General features: G+C 37.0%; 18 protein-coding genes. 8 read left to right on the top strand and 10 right to left on the bottom strand.

Annotated elements, in window-relative coordinates; translation table 11 throughout:
* Nucleotides 1-461: 461 nt before the first annotated feature.
* Complete coding sequence (locus AB657_RS04180) at nt 462-1256, bottom strand: hypothetical protein (protein WP_047245341.1); 795 nt, start codon at nt 1254-1256, stop codon at nt 462-464.
* Nucleotides 1257-1416: 160 nt separating this feature from the next.
* Here AB657_RS04180 and AB657_RS04185 point away from each other — a divergent pair, with 160 nt between their 5' ends.
* A complete protein-coding gene (locus AB657_RS04185) occupies nt 1417-2046 on the top strand; it encodes a GntR family transcriptional regulator (RefSeq protein ID WP_047245342.1) in 630 nt (209 codons plus the stop codon).
* A 1-nt stretch (nt 2047) separates the two neighbouring features.
* On the opposite strand, the gene AB657_RS04190 is transcribed toward AB657_RS04185, so the two are convergent.
* Nucleotides 2048-2650, bottom strand: coding sequence for a hypothetical protein (locus AB657_RS04190; protein WP_047245343.1), 603 nt, complete (start codon nt 2648-2650; stop codon nt 2048-2050).
* Nucleotides 2651-2656: 6 nt separating this feature from the next.
* On the bottom strand, nt 2657-3142 hold the full coding sequence (locus AB657_RS04195) for an RNA polymerase sigma factor (protein WP_047245344.1): 486 nt from the start codon (nt 3140-3142) through the stop codon (nt 2657-2659).
* Between the two features lie 138 nt (nt 3143-3280).
* Here AB657_RS04195 and AB657_RS18045 point away from each other — a divergent pair, with 138 nt between their 5' ends.
* The gene (locus tag AB657_RS18045) at nt 3281-3418 is read left to right on the top strand and encodes a hypothetical protein (protein WP_198146871.1); all 138 of its coding nucleotides are present in this window, start codon (nt 3281-3283) and stop codon (nt 3416-3418) included.
* 4 nt (nt 3419-3422) lie between these two features.
* Here the strand turns inward: AB657_RS18045 and AB657_RS04200 are convergent, their stop codons facing one another.
* Genes AB657_RS04200 through AB657_RS04210 form a run of 3 tightly spaced genes read right to left on the bottom strand, consistent with a single transcriptional unit; the run spans nt 3423 to nt 6152 of the window.
* Complete coding sequence (locus AB657_RS04200) at nt 3423-4523, bottom strand: amidohydrolase family protein (RefSeq protein ID WP_047247801.1); 1101 nt, start codon at nt 4521-4523, stop codon at nt 3423-3425.
* A complete protein-coding gene (locus tag AB657_RS04205) occupies nt 4516-5145 on the bottom strand; it encodes a nucleotidyltransferase family protein (RefSeq protein ID WP_157491579.1) in 630 nt (209 codons plus the stop codon). The genes AB657_RS04200 and AB657_RS04205 overlap by 8 nt, the downstream gene beginning before the upstream one ends.
* Complete coding sequence (locus AB657_RS04210) at nt 5142-6152, bottom strand: XdhC family protein (protein WP_047245346.1); 1011 nt, start codon at nt 6150-6152, stop codon at nt 5142-5144. The genes AB657_RS04205 and AB657_RS04210 overlap by 4 nt, the downstream gene beginning before the upstream one ends.
* A 174-nt stretch (nt 6153-6326) precedes the next feature.
* On the opposite strand from AB657_RS04210, the gene AB657_RS04215 reads away from it, so the two are divergent.
* From AB657_RS04215 to AB657_RS17935, 3 genes are all read left to right on the top strand, one after another.
* Nucleotides 6327-7418 (top strand): vWA domain-containing protein, encoded by a 1092-nt coding sequence (locus tag AB657_RS04215; protein ID WP_047245347.1) that lies wholly within the window; start codon nt 6327-6329, stop codon nt 7416-7418.
* Between the two features lie 202 nt (nt 7419-7620).
* Nucleotides 7621-8448: an OmpA/MotB family protein gene (locus tag AB657_RS04220; protein ID WP_047245348.1), complete on the top strand. Its 828-nt coding sequence runs from the start codon at nt 7621-7623 to the stop codon at nt 8446-8448.
* 177 nt (nt 8449-8625) lie between these two features.
* Nucleotides 8626-8793, top strand: coding sequence for a hypothetical protein (locus AB657_RS17935; RefSeq protein WP_157491581.1), 168 nt, complete (start codon nt 8626-8628; stop codon nt 8791-8793).
* A gap of 9 nt (nt 8794-8802) precedes the next feature.
* On the opposite strand, the gene AB657_RS04225 is transcribed toward AB657_RS17935, so the two are convergent.
* Genes AB657_RS04225 through AB657_RS04235 form a run of 3 tightly spaced genes read right to left on the bottom strand, consistent with a single transcriptional unit; the run spans nt 8803 to nt 11281 of the window.
* Nucleotides 8803-10269, bottom strand: a complete 1467-nt coding sequence (locus tag AB657_RS04225; RefSeq protein ID WP_047245349.1) for a M14 family metallopeptidase — start codon at nt 10267-10269, stop codon at nt 8803-8805.
* Entirely contained in the window at nt 10266-10919 is a 654-nt protein-coding gene (locus AB657_RS04230; protein WP_047245350.1) for a peptidoglycan recognition protein family protein, read from the bottom strand. Before AB657_RS04230 ends, AB657_RS04225 begins: the two co-directional genes overlap by 4 nt.
* On the bottom strand, nt 10916-11281 hold the full coding sequence (locus AB657_RS04235; protein ID WP_232304842.1) for a 3D domain-containing protein: 366 nt from the start codon (nt 11279-11281) through the stop codon (nt 10916-10918). The genes AB657_RS04230 and AB657_RS04235 overlap by 4 nt, the downstream gene beginning before the upstream one ends.
* 222 nt (nt 11282-11503) lie before the next feature.
* Between AB657_RS04235 and AB657_RS04240 the strand changes: the two genes are divergently transcribed.
* Nucleotides 11504-12838, top strand: coding sequence for a serine hydrolase domain-containing protein (locus tag AB657_RS04240; RefSeq protein WP_047245352.1), 1335 nt, complete (start codon nt 11504-11506; stop codon nt 12836-12838).
* Nucleotides 12839-13094: 256 nt separating this feature from the next.
* On the opposite strand, the gene AB657_RS04245 is transcribed toward AB657_RS04240, so the two are convergent.
* A complete protein-coding gene (locus tag AB657_RS04245; protein ID WP_047245353.1) occupies nt 13095-13937 on the bottom strand; it encodes a 1,4-dihydroxy-2-naphthoyl-CoA synthase in 843 nt (280 codons plus the stop codon).
* A gap of 295 nt (nt 13938-14232) precedes the next feature.
* Between AB657_RS04245 and AB657_RS04250 the strand changes: the two genes are divergently transcribed.
* Nucleotides 14233-14565 (top strand): ArsR/SmtB family transcription factor, encoded by a 333-nt coding sequence (locus AB657_RS04250; RefSeq protein WP_047245354.1) that lies wholly within the window; start codon nt 14233-14235, stop codon nt 14563-14565.
* A 47-nt stretch (nt 14566-14612) separates the two neighbouring features.
* Nucleotides 14613-15080, top strand: coding sequence for a DUF6428 family protein (locus AB657_RS04255; RefSeq protein WP_047245355.1), 468 nt, complete (start codon nt 14613-14615; stop codon nt 15078-15080).
* Nucleotides 15081-15084 lie beyond the last annotated feature (4 nt).

Genomic DNA, 15084 nt, shown 5'->3' on the forward strand with positions numbered 1-15084 from the left:
TCTAGATATAACAAAGTAATAATCATCAATTAAAAATCATCGTCATGAGAACATTTGTAAATCAATCACCAACGGAATCAAGAAGATATTCTTTCTTTTCCACTTTTAAAAACAGTAAAAGGGTACAATGGGCAGAAGTAAGAAACCACACCCATTGATCTAAAATTCATCAATCAATAATCATCAATTAAAAATCATCGTCATGAAAACATTTGTAAATCAATCACCAACAGAATCAAGAAGACATTCTTTCTTTTCTACCTTTAAAAACAGCAAGAGGGTACAATGGGCAGAAGTAAGAAACCACACTAGATAAACCATATGGGCATTTGTAAACAAAACCCGTTGGAAATTTCGATTCTGTACGAAAAATAAAAAAGGATAAGACCTCATCGATCTTATCCTTTTTTTGTGTTATTTCTAATAAGGTTATTTCTTCATAACAAAGAAATGAAACTAAATTAATCTCTAAGGCTAATTTCTTCTTCAGCCCCGTTCGGATAGGTTATGGTAGCCACATCGTCGCAAGTACCGTCCCCAAAATCAACGATTAAAGAAAGACCATTTTTGGCAACGGTCATAGTACCACTGTTTAAATAACTACAGGCATAGTTACCTTCTAAAGTAGAACCGACGGTAACATTGTATGTAGTGCCGTCGTCTACAACGGTCCAATTACCATCTATGCCGAAAGTAGTGGTTTCTAAACTGTCACCAAAACTTAAAGTAAAGGTCTTTGTGCCGTTCTCTGCTATTACGGTTCCGTCCTCCATAACTATACTCATGTCACTCGTGGTAGTAAATGAGACCGCATTGTTCTCAGAATTGGTTCCTATATCATAGGTTCTGGTACCATTGATTTTAATTTCGCCAACATAAAAATCAACATAAGTGGCGGTAAATGAACTGGATTCACTCTCAAAATTATAGGTTACCGTTAAGGTTCCGTTTACATTGTCGGTACCGTTCAAAACACAATTATTGAAAGTAGCCGTATACCCTGTTTCTGTGTAGGTAGCATAATAGCACTCTTCACTACTAATGGTTTTTGCCATTGAGCTATTGTTCATGTATAAATCGTATAAAGCAGTATCTACGACCCCTGAGACATCATCTGCCTCTAATATTGTCTTTAGTTCGGTATTGGTGAGCGTTACTTCTTCATTTGTATCGCCATCATCGCTACAACTATAGCAAACGGCGAAAATAGCGGCCAAAAAGCTAAATTTTTTTAAAGAACGTGTTACATTTTTCATTTGGATTTTTTTGTAGGTTTTAGCATATGAACGCAAAATGGTGGTTTATAGTATTCTTTAATAGATGCTTTTACTTAATTTTAGATAAACGGTAACCTTTGAGCCACAATAAATTAGTCTACAATAAGTTAAATCGTATACGATATATTATATTTGAGGAATGTATCATAAAATTAACTTACGGGACCGTGTACGGGATTACCTATTGGCACAAATGCAAAGTGGCCATTTAAAAATAGGTAAGACCATAAATTTGGCGGCCCTTTCAAGAGAACTGAACATTAGTGTAACCCCTATTAGGGAGGCATTGACCCAGTTACAACAGTCCCATATTATAAAGGCCGTGCCCAACAGAGGTTTCATAGTATCCGATTTGGATGTAAAAGAGGCCAAAGAGCTTTATGGTTTGGTGGCAAACCTTGAGGTTATGGCTATTGAAAACTCTGAATTTGATGAAATAAGAATAACTGAATTAAAAAAGCAACAAGAGGTTTTTGAAAATGCCCAAGATGCATTATCACGAATTCAGGCAGATTTAGAGTTTCACCATCTTTTAACCAAAGGATACGACAATAGTCTGGCCCTTGAAATTCTTAAGAATTTAAAAACAAGAATATTCTTTTATGAGCGTGCATTTACCTCAGATGACTCTTTTTACAATAAATCGGATAATCAGCATGAGGCCATTATTTCTGCCATAGAGGATAACAATGTACCTACGGCTTCCCTCCTACTTAAAATGAATTGGATGCTTATCTTAAATTATATCCAGAAAAAATTGACGGAATAAATTATGCTTCCAAATCTTTTAGTACTTCAGCGGCATTGTCCGTAATTTTCTTATAGCTCCTATACCCCCACCGTGTAATTACTGTTACGAACAAAAGTGCAACTACTACCGCAAACCATTGTATCGGTTCTGGTTGTGTATGAAAGATATTCTTGTTCGATATGATCTTTGAGGTAACGGGAACTACTATGAACATTAGCAAAAAGCTAAAGGCAATACCTATTTGTTGTAATTTAAGAAGGTGGTTTTTTTCTTTTGTATACGTGATCAATGTTTCGCGATAGGTACCTTTTATAATATCCAGATTTTTAATCTTTTTAAGAGATCGCAATACAAGTGTGGGCATTATTGTGAGAAACCCTAAGGTAATTACACCGCATAATTGAAGATACCAGGTGTCTAGCTTATAAAAATTTATGATGACAAATAGTGAGATTATATAGCACACTACGGCCCCCACTGTTTCATAGGTATTCAATGTTTTAAACTTATTTCGGTATTTATCCTGTGTCATTTTAAGAATTATTTCGTTAGTTAATTTTTCTTGTTTATTAAGCTGTTGGCTTAATTGGCTCCACGCCGTTTGTAATTCCTTTAGTTCCATGATATGTTATTTAGCCATGTTTTTCTTTAGTTTCGCTTTTATACGAGAAATTCTAGTACCTACGTTAGATTCGGAAAGCCCTGTGATTTGGGCCATTTCTTTGTAACTTTTGTCTTCTAAAAGCAATAACATTAACCCTTTTTCCAGTGGGTTTAGGTCTTGTATCTGTTGGTACAACAATTTTAAGCGTTCTTCTAAAACATCGTTTTTGGTTTCCGACCTATTTAATATTACCTCGGTAATGGGCACGGAATTGGAGTTCCTTTTTGATTTTTTTAATTGCGTAATAGCCGTATTCATTGCCACACGATACATCCAAGTACTGATTTTTGATTCGTTTCTGAACGTATCAAAGTATTTCCATAGTTGATAGACCACCTCTTGAAATAGATCTTCTTGATCTTCTTTGTTGTTCGTATAAATAGAGGTTACCTTGAACAGCAATCCTTGGTGCTCCCTTATCAAATTAGCAAAAACCGTTTCTTTGCCCATTTAGTAATGTTCTTTTATAGGTAAGTATGATCGATGGCCAAAAAATCACATTTGTATTGATTTTTATTCTCGTTGAGCATTAAAAGATAGTGTAAGGCAACAAAATAATTGTGCTGCCGTTATTCCTAAAAATAGAACATGCAGTTTTTAAATAAAGAGATAGAGCAACTTACCAAAAGAAAAAAGTCTCCTTCTTTGGTGAAAAAAGAAATTTCCTGTGGTATTTTTCAAGATGTAGAAAACCTTCCCAAAAAAGAAAAAACAGAAGAGAGATAATCGTTTATTCGAATAAAGATCTATCTAGACCGGGAACTATATTCAATGCATTTTTATAATATACTTTTTTAAGAACCTCGTCTGGCAGGTTTAGACCATACATTGCCCAAAACGCATGGTACTTTTTATAATAGGGAAAGTACTCGTCATTGCTTTCCAAAACCCTAAAGTAGGTAGGAAACTCTTCGGGTTTCCAGCTATCTTTTCCAAAAAGGATCCTGTCTTGATATTTTATAAAAAATGCGTGAGCGTTTTGTGGTTGCCTACCTAATTCGGCAATCACGGCGGCTATGCCAACATACATATTAGGCATTTCGTCCAAAAGTGTTCCCAATTTGGTTAAATTATTGGCGTACCACCCCATGTGGGCATTTATGAACTTTGTCTTTGGGTGTTTCTTAAAAACGTTATGTTGTTCTTGTATAATTTGCTCCCATGGTGCGGGATCTGTATCGGAACGTTTTCTTCTTGGATGCGTTTTTAACTCTAACCATCTTTCATTATCGCTATTCATTTCTTCCCAGAATGGTTTTGGATCTGCCGCATGTATGATTACGGGGATTCCCAATTCACCACACTTGGCCCAAATAGGGTCTAAACGTGGGTCATCTATGGCCAATCTATTGCCATTGATATCTTTGTTCCGTAAACCTAAACTTTTAAAAACCTTAAGCCCTTTTGCTCCATTTTTAACATCTTTTTCTAGCTGATCGGCCGCTTTTTTGCCCCAATCTGATCCCCCTGCCCCTTCAAAATCCACATTGGCAAAAACTGCAAATCGGTTTGGGTAGCTCTTATTTATATTCTCTACCTTTTCTTTTAAACTACTTCCAGAACCTCCGCTAAGATTAATCATAATACCTTCGTTAAGGTTGTCCATGTCCTGCAACAAACTTGATAGCTTTTTTATGGACATATCCCTTTGATGACTGTGTACATCTATAAAAGGAAATTTAGCCCGTTTTATCTCTTTTCCCGGTACTACAAGGGTAGATTTTGGGTTGTATTCCTCAAAACTCATTTCTTGGGCATTTATAGCTAACGATTGAAATAGGGCAATTACAATAAAGAAATAAAATTCTTTGGTGAAGTCTGTTTTAATCATGTAGTGGTTTGTTATGGTTTTGTTCATATATGCTTTTATATTCCTCAGGGGTGTCAATGTCGGTAACCATGTTACCGGCCTCCAACGTTAATACGTCTTTTTTATATTTGGCTAGTACATTTTTTGCTCCGAAATCTGATTCTAATTTACATAATTCTTTAAGTAACGACCGGTCAAAAATTGCAGGTACTCCCGCTTTGTTTTTATAAGCACTTGCAACTATCGGATTATGGCCATGGTAAAATTCATCAATTAATTTGTTGTAATAATCAACAGTAAACAAGGGTTGGTCCGCCAAACAGATCAAAATACCGTCTATTTGCATATTCAAGTTTAATATATAGCGCACCCCAAAAGAAATACTACAGCCCAATCCGTTCGCCCAAGCTGCATTCTCCACAACATCGCACCCAAGAGCATTGAAGTCGATTTTATCGTTAATAGAAGAAGCATTACCCCCCAACACCGTAACAGTAAAGCCAACGGTACTTTGTTTGACCATATTGATCGTGTGTTCCAATAAGGTTTTGCCTTTCCAGGGCAATAGTTGTTTTATCGCTTTCATTCTGTGCGATCCGCCAGCGGCCATTATTAAAACAGCTATGTTTTTGTCCTTGTTCAATTATGAATACCTTCTTTTTTGTCTTTTAACATCATGGGTTGCTGTTTCCTGATTACGGCTAAAATTTCTGAAAGTATGGAAATGGCAATTTCTTCGGGAGCCTCTGCACCAATATTTAATCCGGCGGGACCATGAATCCTATCAAAAAAGTCGTATTCATCGTCCGGATACAGCTCAATATACTCCCCAAACAATTTTTCTCTTCTGTTTACGGGGCCCAAAAGCCCAAAATACATGGGGTTACAGTTTTTAAGTGCGTGCAGATATTTTAGGTCTTTTACGTAACTGTGCGTCATTAATATCAATGCTGTTTGGTCATCGATTTTAGCAATAGGCAACTCATTTGGTTCTACGTTCCAAAACTCGTCAACTCCCTCAAAATCATTTATTGTCTTACCTTCTGCCGGTACTGTGCTCACCATTACCTCCCACCCCATCTGCATAGCTAGTTTAGATAGTTTTACGGCATCGTGCTCCCCTCCTATAATCACCAATCTGTAGCTAGGTTGCAATACCTGTTCAAAAACTGGTACGGATTCTTTTTCAAGAACATTGTTGTTTAGGTAAATCCATTCTTTATCAAATAGAAAACGAGAGCCTATATTCTCATGTTCACCGTATTCTTTAATAAAACCCGACGCAATTTTAAAAGGCTTCCTTCGGGCTATAGATTTTTTAAAGCCATTAAGTATTTCATGGGTAGGGGAAAAAGGCTCTATGAGAATATAAAGTATTCCCTCACAACCCAATCTAAAACGCCCATCGTAAGTCATTATCTTGGCCTTGCCCGCACTAAAAACACTGGAAGCCTGAAATAGGATTTCTTTTTCTACACAACCTCCACTAACGGCACCTATCATTTTTCCATGTTCAGAAATTAACATACGAACCCCCGGCCTTCTGTAAGAAGACCCGTCGAGGGCCACTACCGTAGCAAGTACAGTTTTAAGACCACTATTATTGAAAGAGACATATGCCTCGAAAATTTTTTTTAATTCATGTGTCATTCTATGTGCGAATGATGTGTAATTTTGCTTTTCGAATATTGGAAATTACCTATTCTAAGCTAATTTAGAGATGTGATTTCCTGTTCTTTAACATTGTTTAACATATTTTTTTCGATAACTAATAATTTCTAGGCAGAATGTCCGTTTTGCTTGTTGAACTCAAAATGTATGATTATGAAATTGTTCTTTAAAACCTTTGGTTTTGTTTTGTTTATCTCTTTGTTCATTTCCTGTGGAAATGCAGATGATGATGTTGATTTTGACCTTAATTTAGGAGATGGCCTTGGCAAAGGAACGGAGGTTGATGACTGTCTAGGACTGGAAGAAGGCGAATTGGTACTCTCAATACAGGAACAGTATACCACACTACCAGGAAAAGTATCTATATTCTTTAAAGTATCGGACACTAACGGAAATCCCGTGCCTGGCTTAACGGCAGACCAGTTTACTATTTATGAGCAAGGTAGAAATGATGAATGTTTCAATACTATTTCTACTTCAGAATCATACGCCCGGATCTCTCCAAATTCACAAATATTCAATAACAATACCCTTTTGGTGTTGGATTTAAGTAATAGTGTGCTGGAAAGCGGTTTAGAGGAATTAAAACTGGCAAGTACAAGTTTTGTAGATAACGTGATGCCGGATATTTCAGAAGATTCTTTTAAAATGGCCATTTATTGGTTCGACGGGGAAGATGAACTTCACCTTTTAAACGAATTAACTTCTTCAAAAGAAGAATTAATCGCTTCTATTGACGGAATTACAGATGATATTAGTACCGATTTGTCTACCGATTTATATGGTGCGGTCATTAAGTCTACCGACATTGCTACCGATTTAATAAAAGAGACTACGTCGGGTGGTAATATCGGAGCCGCTTCGGTGGTAATTTTTACGGATGGTACCGATCAGGCATCTAGATACAAGAAAGATACCGCACTGGAAAAGGTGAACGAAGCCAATGCCAACATATCGTTCTTTAGCATTGGCCTTGGTAGTGAAATTGATACGGAAGTGTTGACTGAAATAGGAAAAACCTCGAGTGTATTTGCAACTAATACAGATGAATTGGAAGACACATTTAACGAAATATCGGAAAAAGTATCTGAGCGGGCCAACAGTTTTTACCTATTTGAATATTGTAGTCCCAAGCGTGACGGAAGTGGTGAGAACAATCTTGCCATAGAGGTGAATACAGGTACCAAACAAGGGGCGGTGCAAACTAAATTTAATGCGGACGGATTTACTGGCGGTTGCGAGTAATAAATCTAAAAATATGATGTAGGGCGGTGTTGACCGCCCTTTTTTTATGTCTTTTTTTAAAATATTTAAAAATCTAAAAACCAAGTTCTTAAGAAGATACATTATACGTATCGGGTATGACCGACATTTGATAAACATCCATATTATAATTTATTCCGTAAATGTTACTGTAACACTAATATAAATTTTAAAGAATATTCAAATGAGAAAATTATCAGTAGTTGGTGTACTTTCTTTGGCACTTTTAACCTCTTGTGTTTCCAAAAAGAAATATGTCGCTTTAGAAGACAGCCTTTCCCAAACCCAAAGCAGGTTAACAAAAACCCAAGTGGAAAAAGAGGAGTTAGAAGCTAAATTTGCCAAAATTGAAGCTCGAGTGGAAGAATATAATTCCAAGATAAATTCGCTTAAAGAAATGAACGATAGCCAATTTACATCTGTAGATGATGTGGCGGTTATGAGCAACAATACCAAGGCAAAGATGAGAAAGACCTTGCAGAATGTTGACCCAGCTAAATTGGCAGGAGCCAAAACGCTTCAAGACTCTATGAACTTGGCCGTTTCCTATAAATTAAAACAATCTATATCAGATGATAGCGAAGATGTAGATGTGAGTATAGACAAAACGGTAGTAATGATCAATATCTCCGACGAGCTATTGTTCAACACTGCTAGTTACAGGGTGAGCAGCAAAGCAGAGAACATTCTAAAAAAGCTTGCGGAAGTCATTAAATCTGAGCCTAGTATGGAAGTAATGGTAGAAGGTCACACAGATTCTAGAACCATTAACACCCCTGTAATAGCCGATAACTGGGATCTAAGTGTAAAAAGAGCTACTTCTATAGTTAGGGAATTGCAACATAAATACGGTGTAGACCCAAAGCAATTAATTGCGGCCGGAAGAAGCAGCTACCTACCATTGGTAGAAAACGATACCAAAGAGAATATGGCCAAGAACAGAAGAACAAGAATTGTTATTCTTCCTAATTTGGATAAATTCTTTGCCTTGTTGGATACAGAGAGCCTATAAAGGATAAATCCATTATAAAATTAAAAAGGGAAGCCATAATGCTTCCCTTTTTTGTTTTCCGTTATAAAAAGTAGGGTTTTTGCAACTATGGTTGTTCTATACATATAATACCCAATTCTTACTTGACCAACCACATCCTAAAAGCTATGAAGATGTTTAATGTAGAAAGAAAAAATCATGGATGTATACAAAGAAATTCTCCAAAAAAGTGCCCTTGGCCTATTGACCCCGCCGATTAAAAGTTTGGTGTTGCTTTTGTTCTTGGTTATCGTAAGCATACTTTTTACCATGCTTGTTTTATTGTTGAAATACGGTCTTTATGCCAATATTAGTTTCGGATATTAAAAATCGGGACTATCTATAGATCATCGCATTGGGTATATTTATTTTTTCCGAATTTACATCGATAAGAAAACCATTGATAACGGTATACTTTACAACGCCTTTATCCTCCAGTATGAAAGTAGGGTTAATACCAGGTTGAAGCCTAAGCTCTGGAACCTCATATTTTTCGCTAATTATATGAAAAGGAAGCGAAGCGTTCAGCGCCTTTCTGGGTATAGATGACACCCTTACATAGCCATAACCTTGGCTAAGTAATTTTTTTGCATCCAGTTGTTTTGCTTCTTCTAGGGTTTTTACTACGGTAGGGTATACTTTTGCTGGTTTAATCGTATAATCTCTGGCATCCAATGTTTTGTAACCATAATAAGTGGATAGGTCCCCTTGGTCCCATATGCGGCTACTGTACCAAAAACTATTATGGTCTTCGTAATCAACCTCTACCTGGTTTATACCAAGATCAATCACATATTTCTTTCCTAAAAGGTTATAGTTGGCTCCGGTAATCTTTAAATCGAAAAGCATCCGGTTGTTTTCTGGAATTTTCTCGTACTCAGAAATATCTATTTCTTTATAATTCTGTTTTGCAATGGTGTAGATCGCAGACAAAATGGATACGTAATTAAGTTTTCTGATTTCTTGTTTTTCTACGTCATCTGGATATCCGCCAGATTCGATCAGTATGGCACTGGTGCCCCATTTTTGAATGTTATCGCCAAAGGCCCTGGGCTCAAAGTCGTCATTATACCTTCCTACTTGTCCGGGGGCATACTTTTGAATAATATTATTCATGAATACAATTATCTTCATGGCATTGCCACGGACTTCATTAATGTCTTTTTCGTAATTATAGGCGGGCGCCAAATAGGAAATCGTCGCGGGTTTTTCCGTACGTTCGGCATTGTAATACGTACTTTGGTCATGCAGGTTAAACCCAAAATCAGCCTCTAGACTGTCACGTACACGCTTTAATGTTTGCCCTTCGGGAGATTGTAAACGTAAGGCATCCCTATTAATATCAATACCAAGAATATTGCGTCTTTGATATAGTTCTGCCCCATCAGGGTTCAACATAGGAAGAAAATGAATGGTCAAATTTTTAAGGATGGCCTCTTTTTCTTCCATAAAATCAGGGCTATCCAAGAAATTAAGTATATCAAAAATAGCCTGCGTTGCAGTAGGTTCGTCTCCGTGCATCTGTGACCAAAGAAACACATCGGTATGACCAGAACCAATACTTATAAGGTTTAAACTTCGACCTTCTATGGAGGTACCTACCTTATTGACCTTGAATTTAGGATTGTTCCTTAAGGAGGCTATCAATGGTTGTATATCCTTATGTTTAATGCGTCTTTTGCTTAGTGTTGGCTCTTTGTACGATCCGTAGGTTTCATATAGTTGCGTGGTAATATTCGATTCTTGTCCGTTTACTATAAATAAAGAGCAACAAGCTATTAATGTTATGCAAATATTTTTCATTCTGGTAACGCTTTAAAATTTAGGTCTTTGACCTCTTTTCTAACTTTTCTCATAAAATCTTCGCCTGGGTCCGTTTTTTTTGTTCGGTAGCCTTTATCTTTTTCGAGCCATAACGGATGACCTTCGAACAGGGTATATTCGTAATGACCTATCAGATAATCGATATCATACTTTTCTGCAAGGTAGCGTACCAACCATATATTCGATTTTAATTGGGCCTTAGTCAAAGGTTGGCCTGTATCACCACCCACGTTTTCAACCCCAATGGCACAATGGTTTAGGCCGATTACATGTCTTGCCATGGTAGTTTCGGGCATTAATCTATAAATGGTACCATCTCTATCTACCATAAATTGCGATGAAACATTTAAGCCGCTTACATTTTTGATATCGGGGCGCCAATTTGGTAAAGAGGGATTGTTGAAGGCTTCAAAAGACTTTTCAAGGGTTGGTATTACCGTCCAATGCAGCACAATCATTTTTGGTTCTATTTCTGGAGTGTCCTTCTCTAATCCATATCTTTTAGAGAGGTATTCCAACGTCAATATTTTCCTTTCTTCGTTGAAGACAATGGGTTTGTCCACAATGTTATTGGTAGTCTTGCAAGCCGTAAGTAATAATATCAGGGTAACGGAAATAGATATTCTCATTGATCGTTCTTATTTATTGAATCCTTTTTTTTAACTGCATATTGGATCTGAATTTTTCTTCTGCCCCATTCTTTGGCTTTCTTTATATCCTCGCCCATGTATATATCAATACGGTTTCTCCATCTAGGGTGCATTTTGTCCTTCACTAAATATACCCCTTCAAAAGTATCAATTTTAACCATGGTATTGTGTTTAAGTCCTTTCCTAATTAAATCTCTGGAAACAGCGATCCACTTCATGCCCGGTTTAATGGAATCTCCCCAAGCGGTAATAGTAGGGTGTTCATGTGAAGTTTGGCCGGGAACGGAATTATATGCCGTGGCCGTAACCTGTATGGGAATCCAATCATAAGTGGGTTCCATTGGCTGGTTTTCTCGGCAACCGAAAAAAAATAACCCAAAAACCAACAAGTTTCTTAACATAGTGTACAATTAGAGTATTAATATAAGTAATATCAAAATTATCTCTTCATTTGTTTTCTATACCAGGTTGCACAAGAAGTATAGTTCTTGGTTTTATAGGCAAAATAAATTAAGGAATCTTTCTTTTTTAATAAATTTACGTCAATACAAAAATCCTCTACATTGAAAAAAATAAAATGGCTATTGGGATTCCTTCTAATAGGAATTCTTGTTTTCGCATATCTAAACTACCCTAAACTTAATTTAATATCTGGTTACGCATCCAAAAATATGGCCTCTAGTGTGTACATAGCACATAGAGATGCCCATGAGGTTGAGAAAGTGGACCACGATATGCCTTTGATCAAACTGGCAGGATCCAAGGTGGAACCCAGCGACCAATCTGCTACCGCGAGTGTTTTTGGTTTAATGAAACGAAAAGCGGTATATAAGGAAGGTGTTGGAGCCGTTTTGACCAATAGCGAGTATAAGAAGCATAATTTTGATTTAGTACCCCACCGATCAAAAAGAATAGACACCTTGCCTTTTCCATATGGCAACAATGGAATTATGGATACTATTTTAACAGATGTTGATTATGATAAATTGGAGCATGTGCTCAACGAGGCTATGGCAGATTCGCTTCAAAGAACACGTAGTCTGTTGGTAGTTTACAAAGATCAAATTGTTGGTGAAAAATATATAGACGGGTTTTCTAAAGACACCCCTATTCTTGGTTGGTCCATGACTAAAAGTATTTTGGCAACCTGTTACGGCATTCTTGAACACCAAGGCAAAATAAATATGGATTACCTTCCTTTTAAAGGAGAAGTTTCGGATAAAGACCCAAAAATGAATATCACTTTAAACCATTTGTTGCGTATGCAGAGTGGTTTGGCTTGGGAAGAAGATTATTTTAAGATCTCGGATGTTACCCAAATGTTATTTTTAGACTCAGATATGACCAAGGCACAAGCTGATAATGAGGTCATAGCAGCCCCTACCGAAATTTGGAACTATTCATCGGGTACCAGTAATCTGCTTTCGGGAATATTAAGAAGACAATTTAAATCGCACCAAGAGTATTTAGATTTTCCGTATGAGCAATTTATTGATCGCATAGGAATGTACTCTATGCTAATAGAAACCGATTTGGAAGGAAATTTTGTGGGTTCTTCATATGGGTGGGCCAATACCCGCGACTGGGCAAAATTTGGTCTACTGTACCTTCATAAAGGAGATTGGAACGGAGACCGTTTGTTTTCTGAGGAGTGGGTCGATTATATAACCAAACCAACGGTACATTCCAACGGAACCTACGGAGCCCATTTTTGGTTGAACGCAGAAGGAAAATACCCCGACCTACCTAAAGACCTCTATTCCGCAAATGGTTTTCAGGGGCAACGTGTATTCATTATACCATCTAAGAACATGGTCGTTGTACGCACCGGATTAAAAGAACAATCCGACGAGCAGTTCAACACATTATTAAGGAATATATTGGAAGCTATTCGCTAAAAAGTGTTTAAAATAAGTATTTTACGGGTGTATTTTTTCTAAACTACATCTTGTCTTACGTTTACCACAAATCTGTCTTGACTGACAACAATAGTTTCGATAAACAGTACATCCTATCTACTTTTACAGTGTTATAAAAAACGAATAAATTTTTTTCATTTTCATATAGTGTTCTCGTAAAGGAGTCTGGTCTTAGTTGGTCGGGCTCTTTTTGGTTTAAAGCACTTTGGCCCTAAAAACCAAAAAGAAACAAGATTTAAGGAATCCAGTTGTCTTTTCCGAAATTGGGCTTACGCTTTTCTAAAAATGCATTTCTCCCTTCTTTGGCCTCCTCTGTCATATAGGCCAATCGGGTAGCTTCTCCGGCAAAAACCTGTTGCCCTACCATGCCATCATCGGTAAGGTTCATGGCAAATTTTAGCATTTTGATGGACGTTGGCGATTTTTCTAAAATCTCTTGAGCCCATTGAAAGGCGGTATCTTCTAGCTCAGCATGTGGTATAACGGCATTTACCATACCCATTTCAAAAGCTTCTTGGGCCGAATAATTGCGGCCTAAGAAAAAGATTTCCCTTGCTTTTTTCTGTCCCACCATTTTTGCCAGATAGGCAGAACCATACCCACCATCAAAGCTAGTAACATCGGCATCGGTCTGTTTAAAAATGGCATGTTCCTTACTCGCCAAGGTCATATCGCAAACAACGTGTAAACTATGACCACCACCTACTGCCCAGCCCGGTACAACGGCAATAACGACTTTTGGCATAAAACGGATCATACGCTGTACCTCTAAAATATTAAGTCTGTGCTGACCATCTTCGCCCACATAACCTTTATGCCCCCTAGCCTTTTGGTCTCCTCCACTACAGAACGACCAAATACCGTCTTTGGTAGAAGGCCCTTCGGCGGATAGCAAAACAACACCAATGGATGTGTCCTCTTGCGCATCATAAAATGCTTTTATAAGTTCACTCGTGGTATTGGGCCTAAAAGCATTACGAACATTAGGGCGGTTAAACGCAATGCGCGCAACACCATCACATTTTTTATAGGTTATGTCTTCAAATTCAATGGCAGTTTGCCAGTTGGGTGATTTCATCTGATTCAATTTTATGCCATAAAGATAGAAGTTACTAGGCAAGACTACCAAATGCTACTTTGAAAGATTGGAATAGATAATAGCCATTATGGAAAAACATGGTATAGAAAATGTCCTTTGGTAAAAAGCAAAATACCATATATACCAAAGACTTAAAGCGATAAAATGATGGAATGCCGTTCGTTGTTGAATTACATTTCTATCTTTTTAAAGTAACTTTGTTTTAGGATAAAAGTACCTTTATCTTGTTTGATAAAATAATTCATCGTAATATTGCAATGAAACAATTAATAATATGGGTCTAGCTAAAACAGAAATGTTTACCGACAATCAAAATGAGATAGCTCTTTTTGCAAAGGCATTTGGCCATCCTGCGAGAGTTGCCATTTTACAACATTTATTTAAGATAAATAGTTGTGTATGTGGAGATTTGGTAAATGAAATAGGCTTGGCACAACCTACCATTTCTCAGCACCTCAAAGAATTGAAAAACTTAGGGCTTATCAAAGGAGATGTTGAAGGTACAAGTGTTTGTTATTGCATAAATGATGCAAGTTGGTCTAAAATGAAAAGAGTGATGTCAGAATTTCTTGATCAAGACCTTACCAAAAATGGGGATTGTTGTTAAAAAATTTGAATCTATTAATCGCATAATCGCAATAAACTAATATAAGCATGAAATTATCTGAAGTAAAATCTATTTTAGGAAAATTGGAAACAATAGCATTTCAATTACCAAATGGCGAATTGGTGCCAAATCACTTTCATGTAACGGAAGTAGGTAAGGTAACAAAACATTTTATCGATTGTGGGGGAACAGTCAGAAATGAGGAAGTAGTTAACTTTCAGTTGTGGAACGCCAATGACTATGATCACAGATTGCATCCCGAAAAACTATTGAATATTATAGAGTTATCTGAAAAAACCTTGGAAATAGGAGATTTGGAAGTAGAGGTAGAATACCAAGGTGTAACCATTCAGAAATTCGGAATTGATTTTGACGGTAAAAACTTCTTGTTGACCACCAAACAAACCGATTGCTTGGCCAAAGACAAATGTGGTATTCCCGAAGAAAAACCAAAATTGAATTTAGCTGATTTAAGTAGTGAACCTTGTTGTTCTTCGGACGGAAACTGTTGTTAATAAA

The sequence above is a fragment of the Maribacter thermophilus genome (genome assembly GCF_001020565.1).
GTDB lineage: Bacteria > Bacteroidota > Bacteroidia > Flavobacteriales > Flavobacteriaceae > Maribacter > Maribacter thermophilus.

Excerpts from the sequence above, each read along its gene's own strand:
- AB657_RS04180 (WP_047245341.1), bottom strand. The coding sequence starts at position 1,256 with ATGAAAAATGTAACACGTTCTTTAAAAAAATTTAGCTTTTTGGCCGCT.
- AB657_RS04185 (WP_047245342.1), top strand. The coding sequence starts at position 1,417 with ATGTATCATAAAATTAACTTACGGGACCGTGTACGGGATTACCTATTG.
- AB657_RS04190 (WP_047245343.1), bottom strand. The coding sequence starts at position 2,650 with ATGGAACTAAAGGAATTACAAACGGCGTGGAGCCAATTAAGCCAACAG.
- AB657_RS04195 (WP_047245344.1), bottom strand. The coding sequence starts at position 3,142 with ATGGGCAAAGAAACGGTTTTTGCTAATTTGATAAGGGAGCACCAAGGA.
- AB657_RS18045 (WP_198146871.1), top strand. The coding sequence starts at position 3,281 with ATGCAGTTTTTAAATAAAGAGATAGAGCAACTTACCAAAAGAAAAAAG.
- AB657_RS04200 (WP_047247801.1), bottom strand. The coding sequence starts at position 4,523 with ATGATTAAAACAGACTTCACCAAAGAATTTTATTTCTTTATTGTAATT.
- AB657_RS04210 (WP_047245346.1), bottom strand. The coding sequence starts at position 6,152 with ATGACACATGAATTAAAAAAAATTTTCGAGGCATATGTCTCTTTCAAT.
- AB657_RS04215 (WP_047245347.1), top strand. The coding sequence starts at position 6,327 with ATGAAATTGTTCTTTAAAACCTTTGGTTTTGTTTTGTTTATCTCTTTG.
- AB657_RS04220 (WP_047245348.1), top strand. The coding sequence starts at position 7,621 with ATGAGAAAATTATCAGTAGTTGGTGTACTTTCTTTGGCACTTTTAACC.
- AB657_RS17935 (WP_157491581.1), top strand. The coding sequence starts at position 8,626 with ATGGATGTATACAAAGAAATTCTCCAAAAAAGTGCCCTTGGCCTATTG.
- AB657_RS04225 (WP_047245349.1), bottom strand. The coding sequence starts at position 10,269 with ATGAAAAATATTTGCATAACATTAATAGCTTGTTGCTCTTTATTTATA.
- AB657_RS04230 (WP_047245350.1), bottom strand. The coding sequence starts at position 10,919 with ATGAGAATATCTATTTCCGTTACCCTGATATTATTACTTACGGCTTGC.
- AB657_RS04235 (WP_232304842.1), bottom strand. The coding sequence starts at position 11,281 with ATGGAACCCACTTATGATTGGATTCCCATACAGGTTACGGCCACGGCA.
- AB657_RS04245 (WP_047245353.1), bottom strand. The coding sequence starts at position 13,937 with ATGAAATCACCCAACTGGCAAACTGCCATTGAATTTGAAGACATAACC.
- AB657_RS04250 (WP_047245354.1), top strand. The coding sequence starts at position 14,233 with ATGGGTCTAGCTAAAACAGAAATGTTTACCGACAATCAAAATGAGATA.
- AB657_RS04255 (WP_047245355.1), top strand. The coding sequence starts at position 14,613 with ATGAAATTATCTGAAGTAAAATCTATTTTAGGAAAATTGGAAACAATA.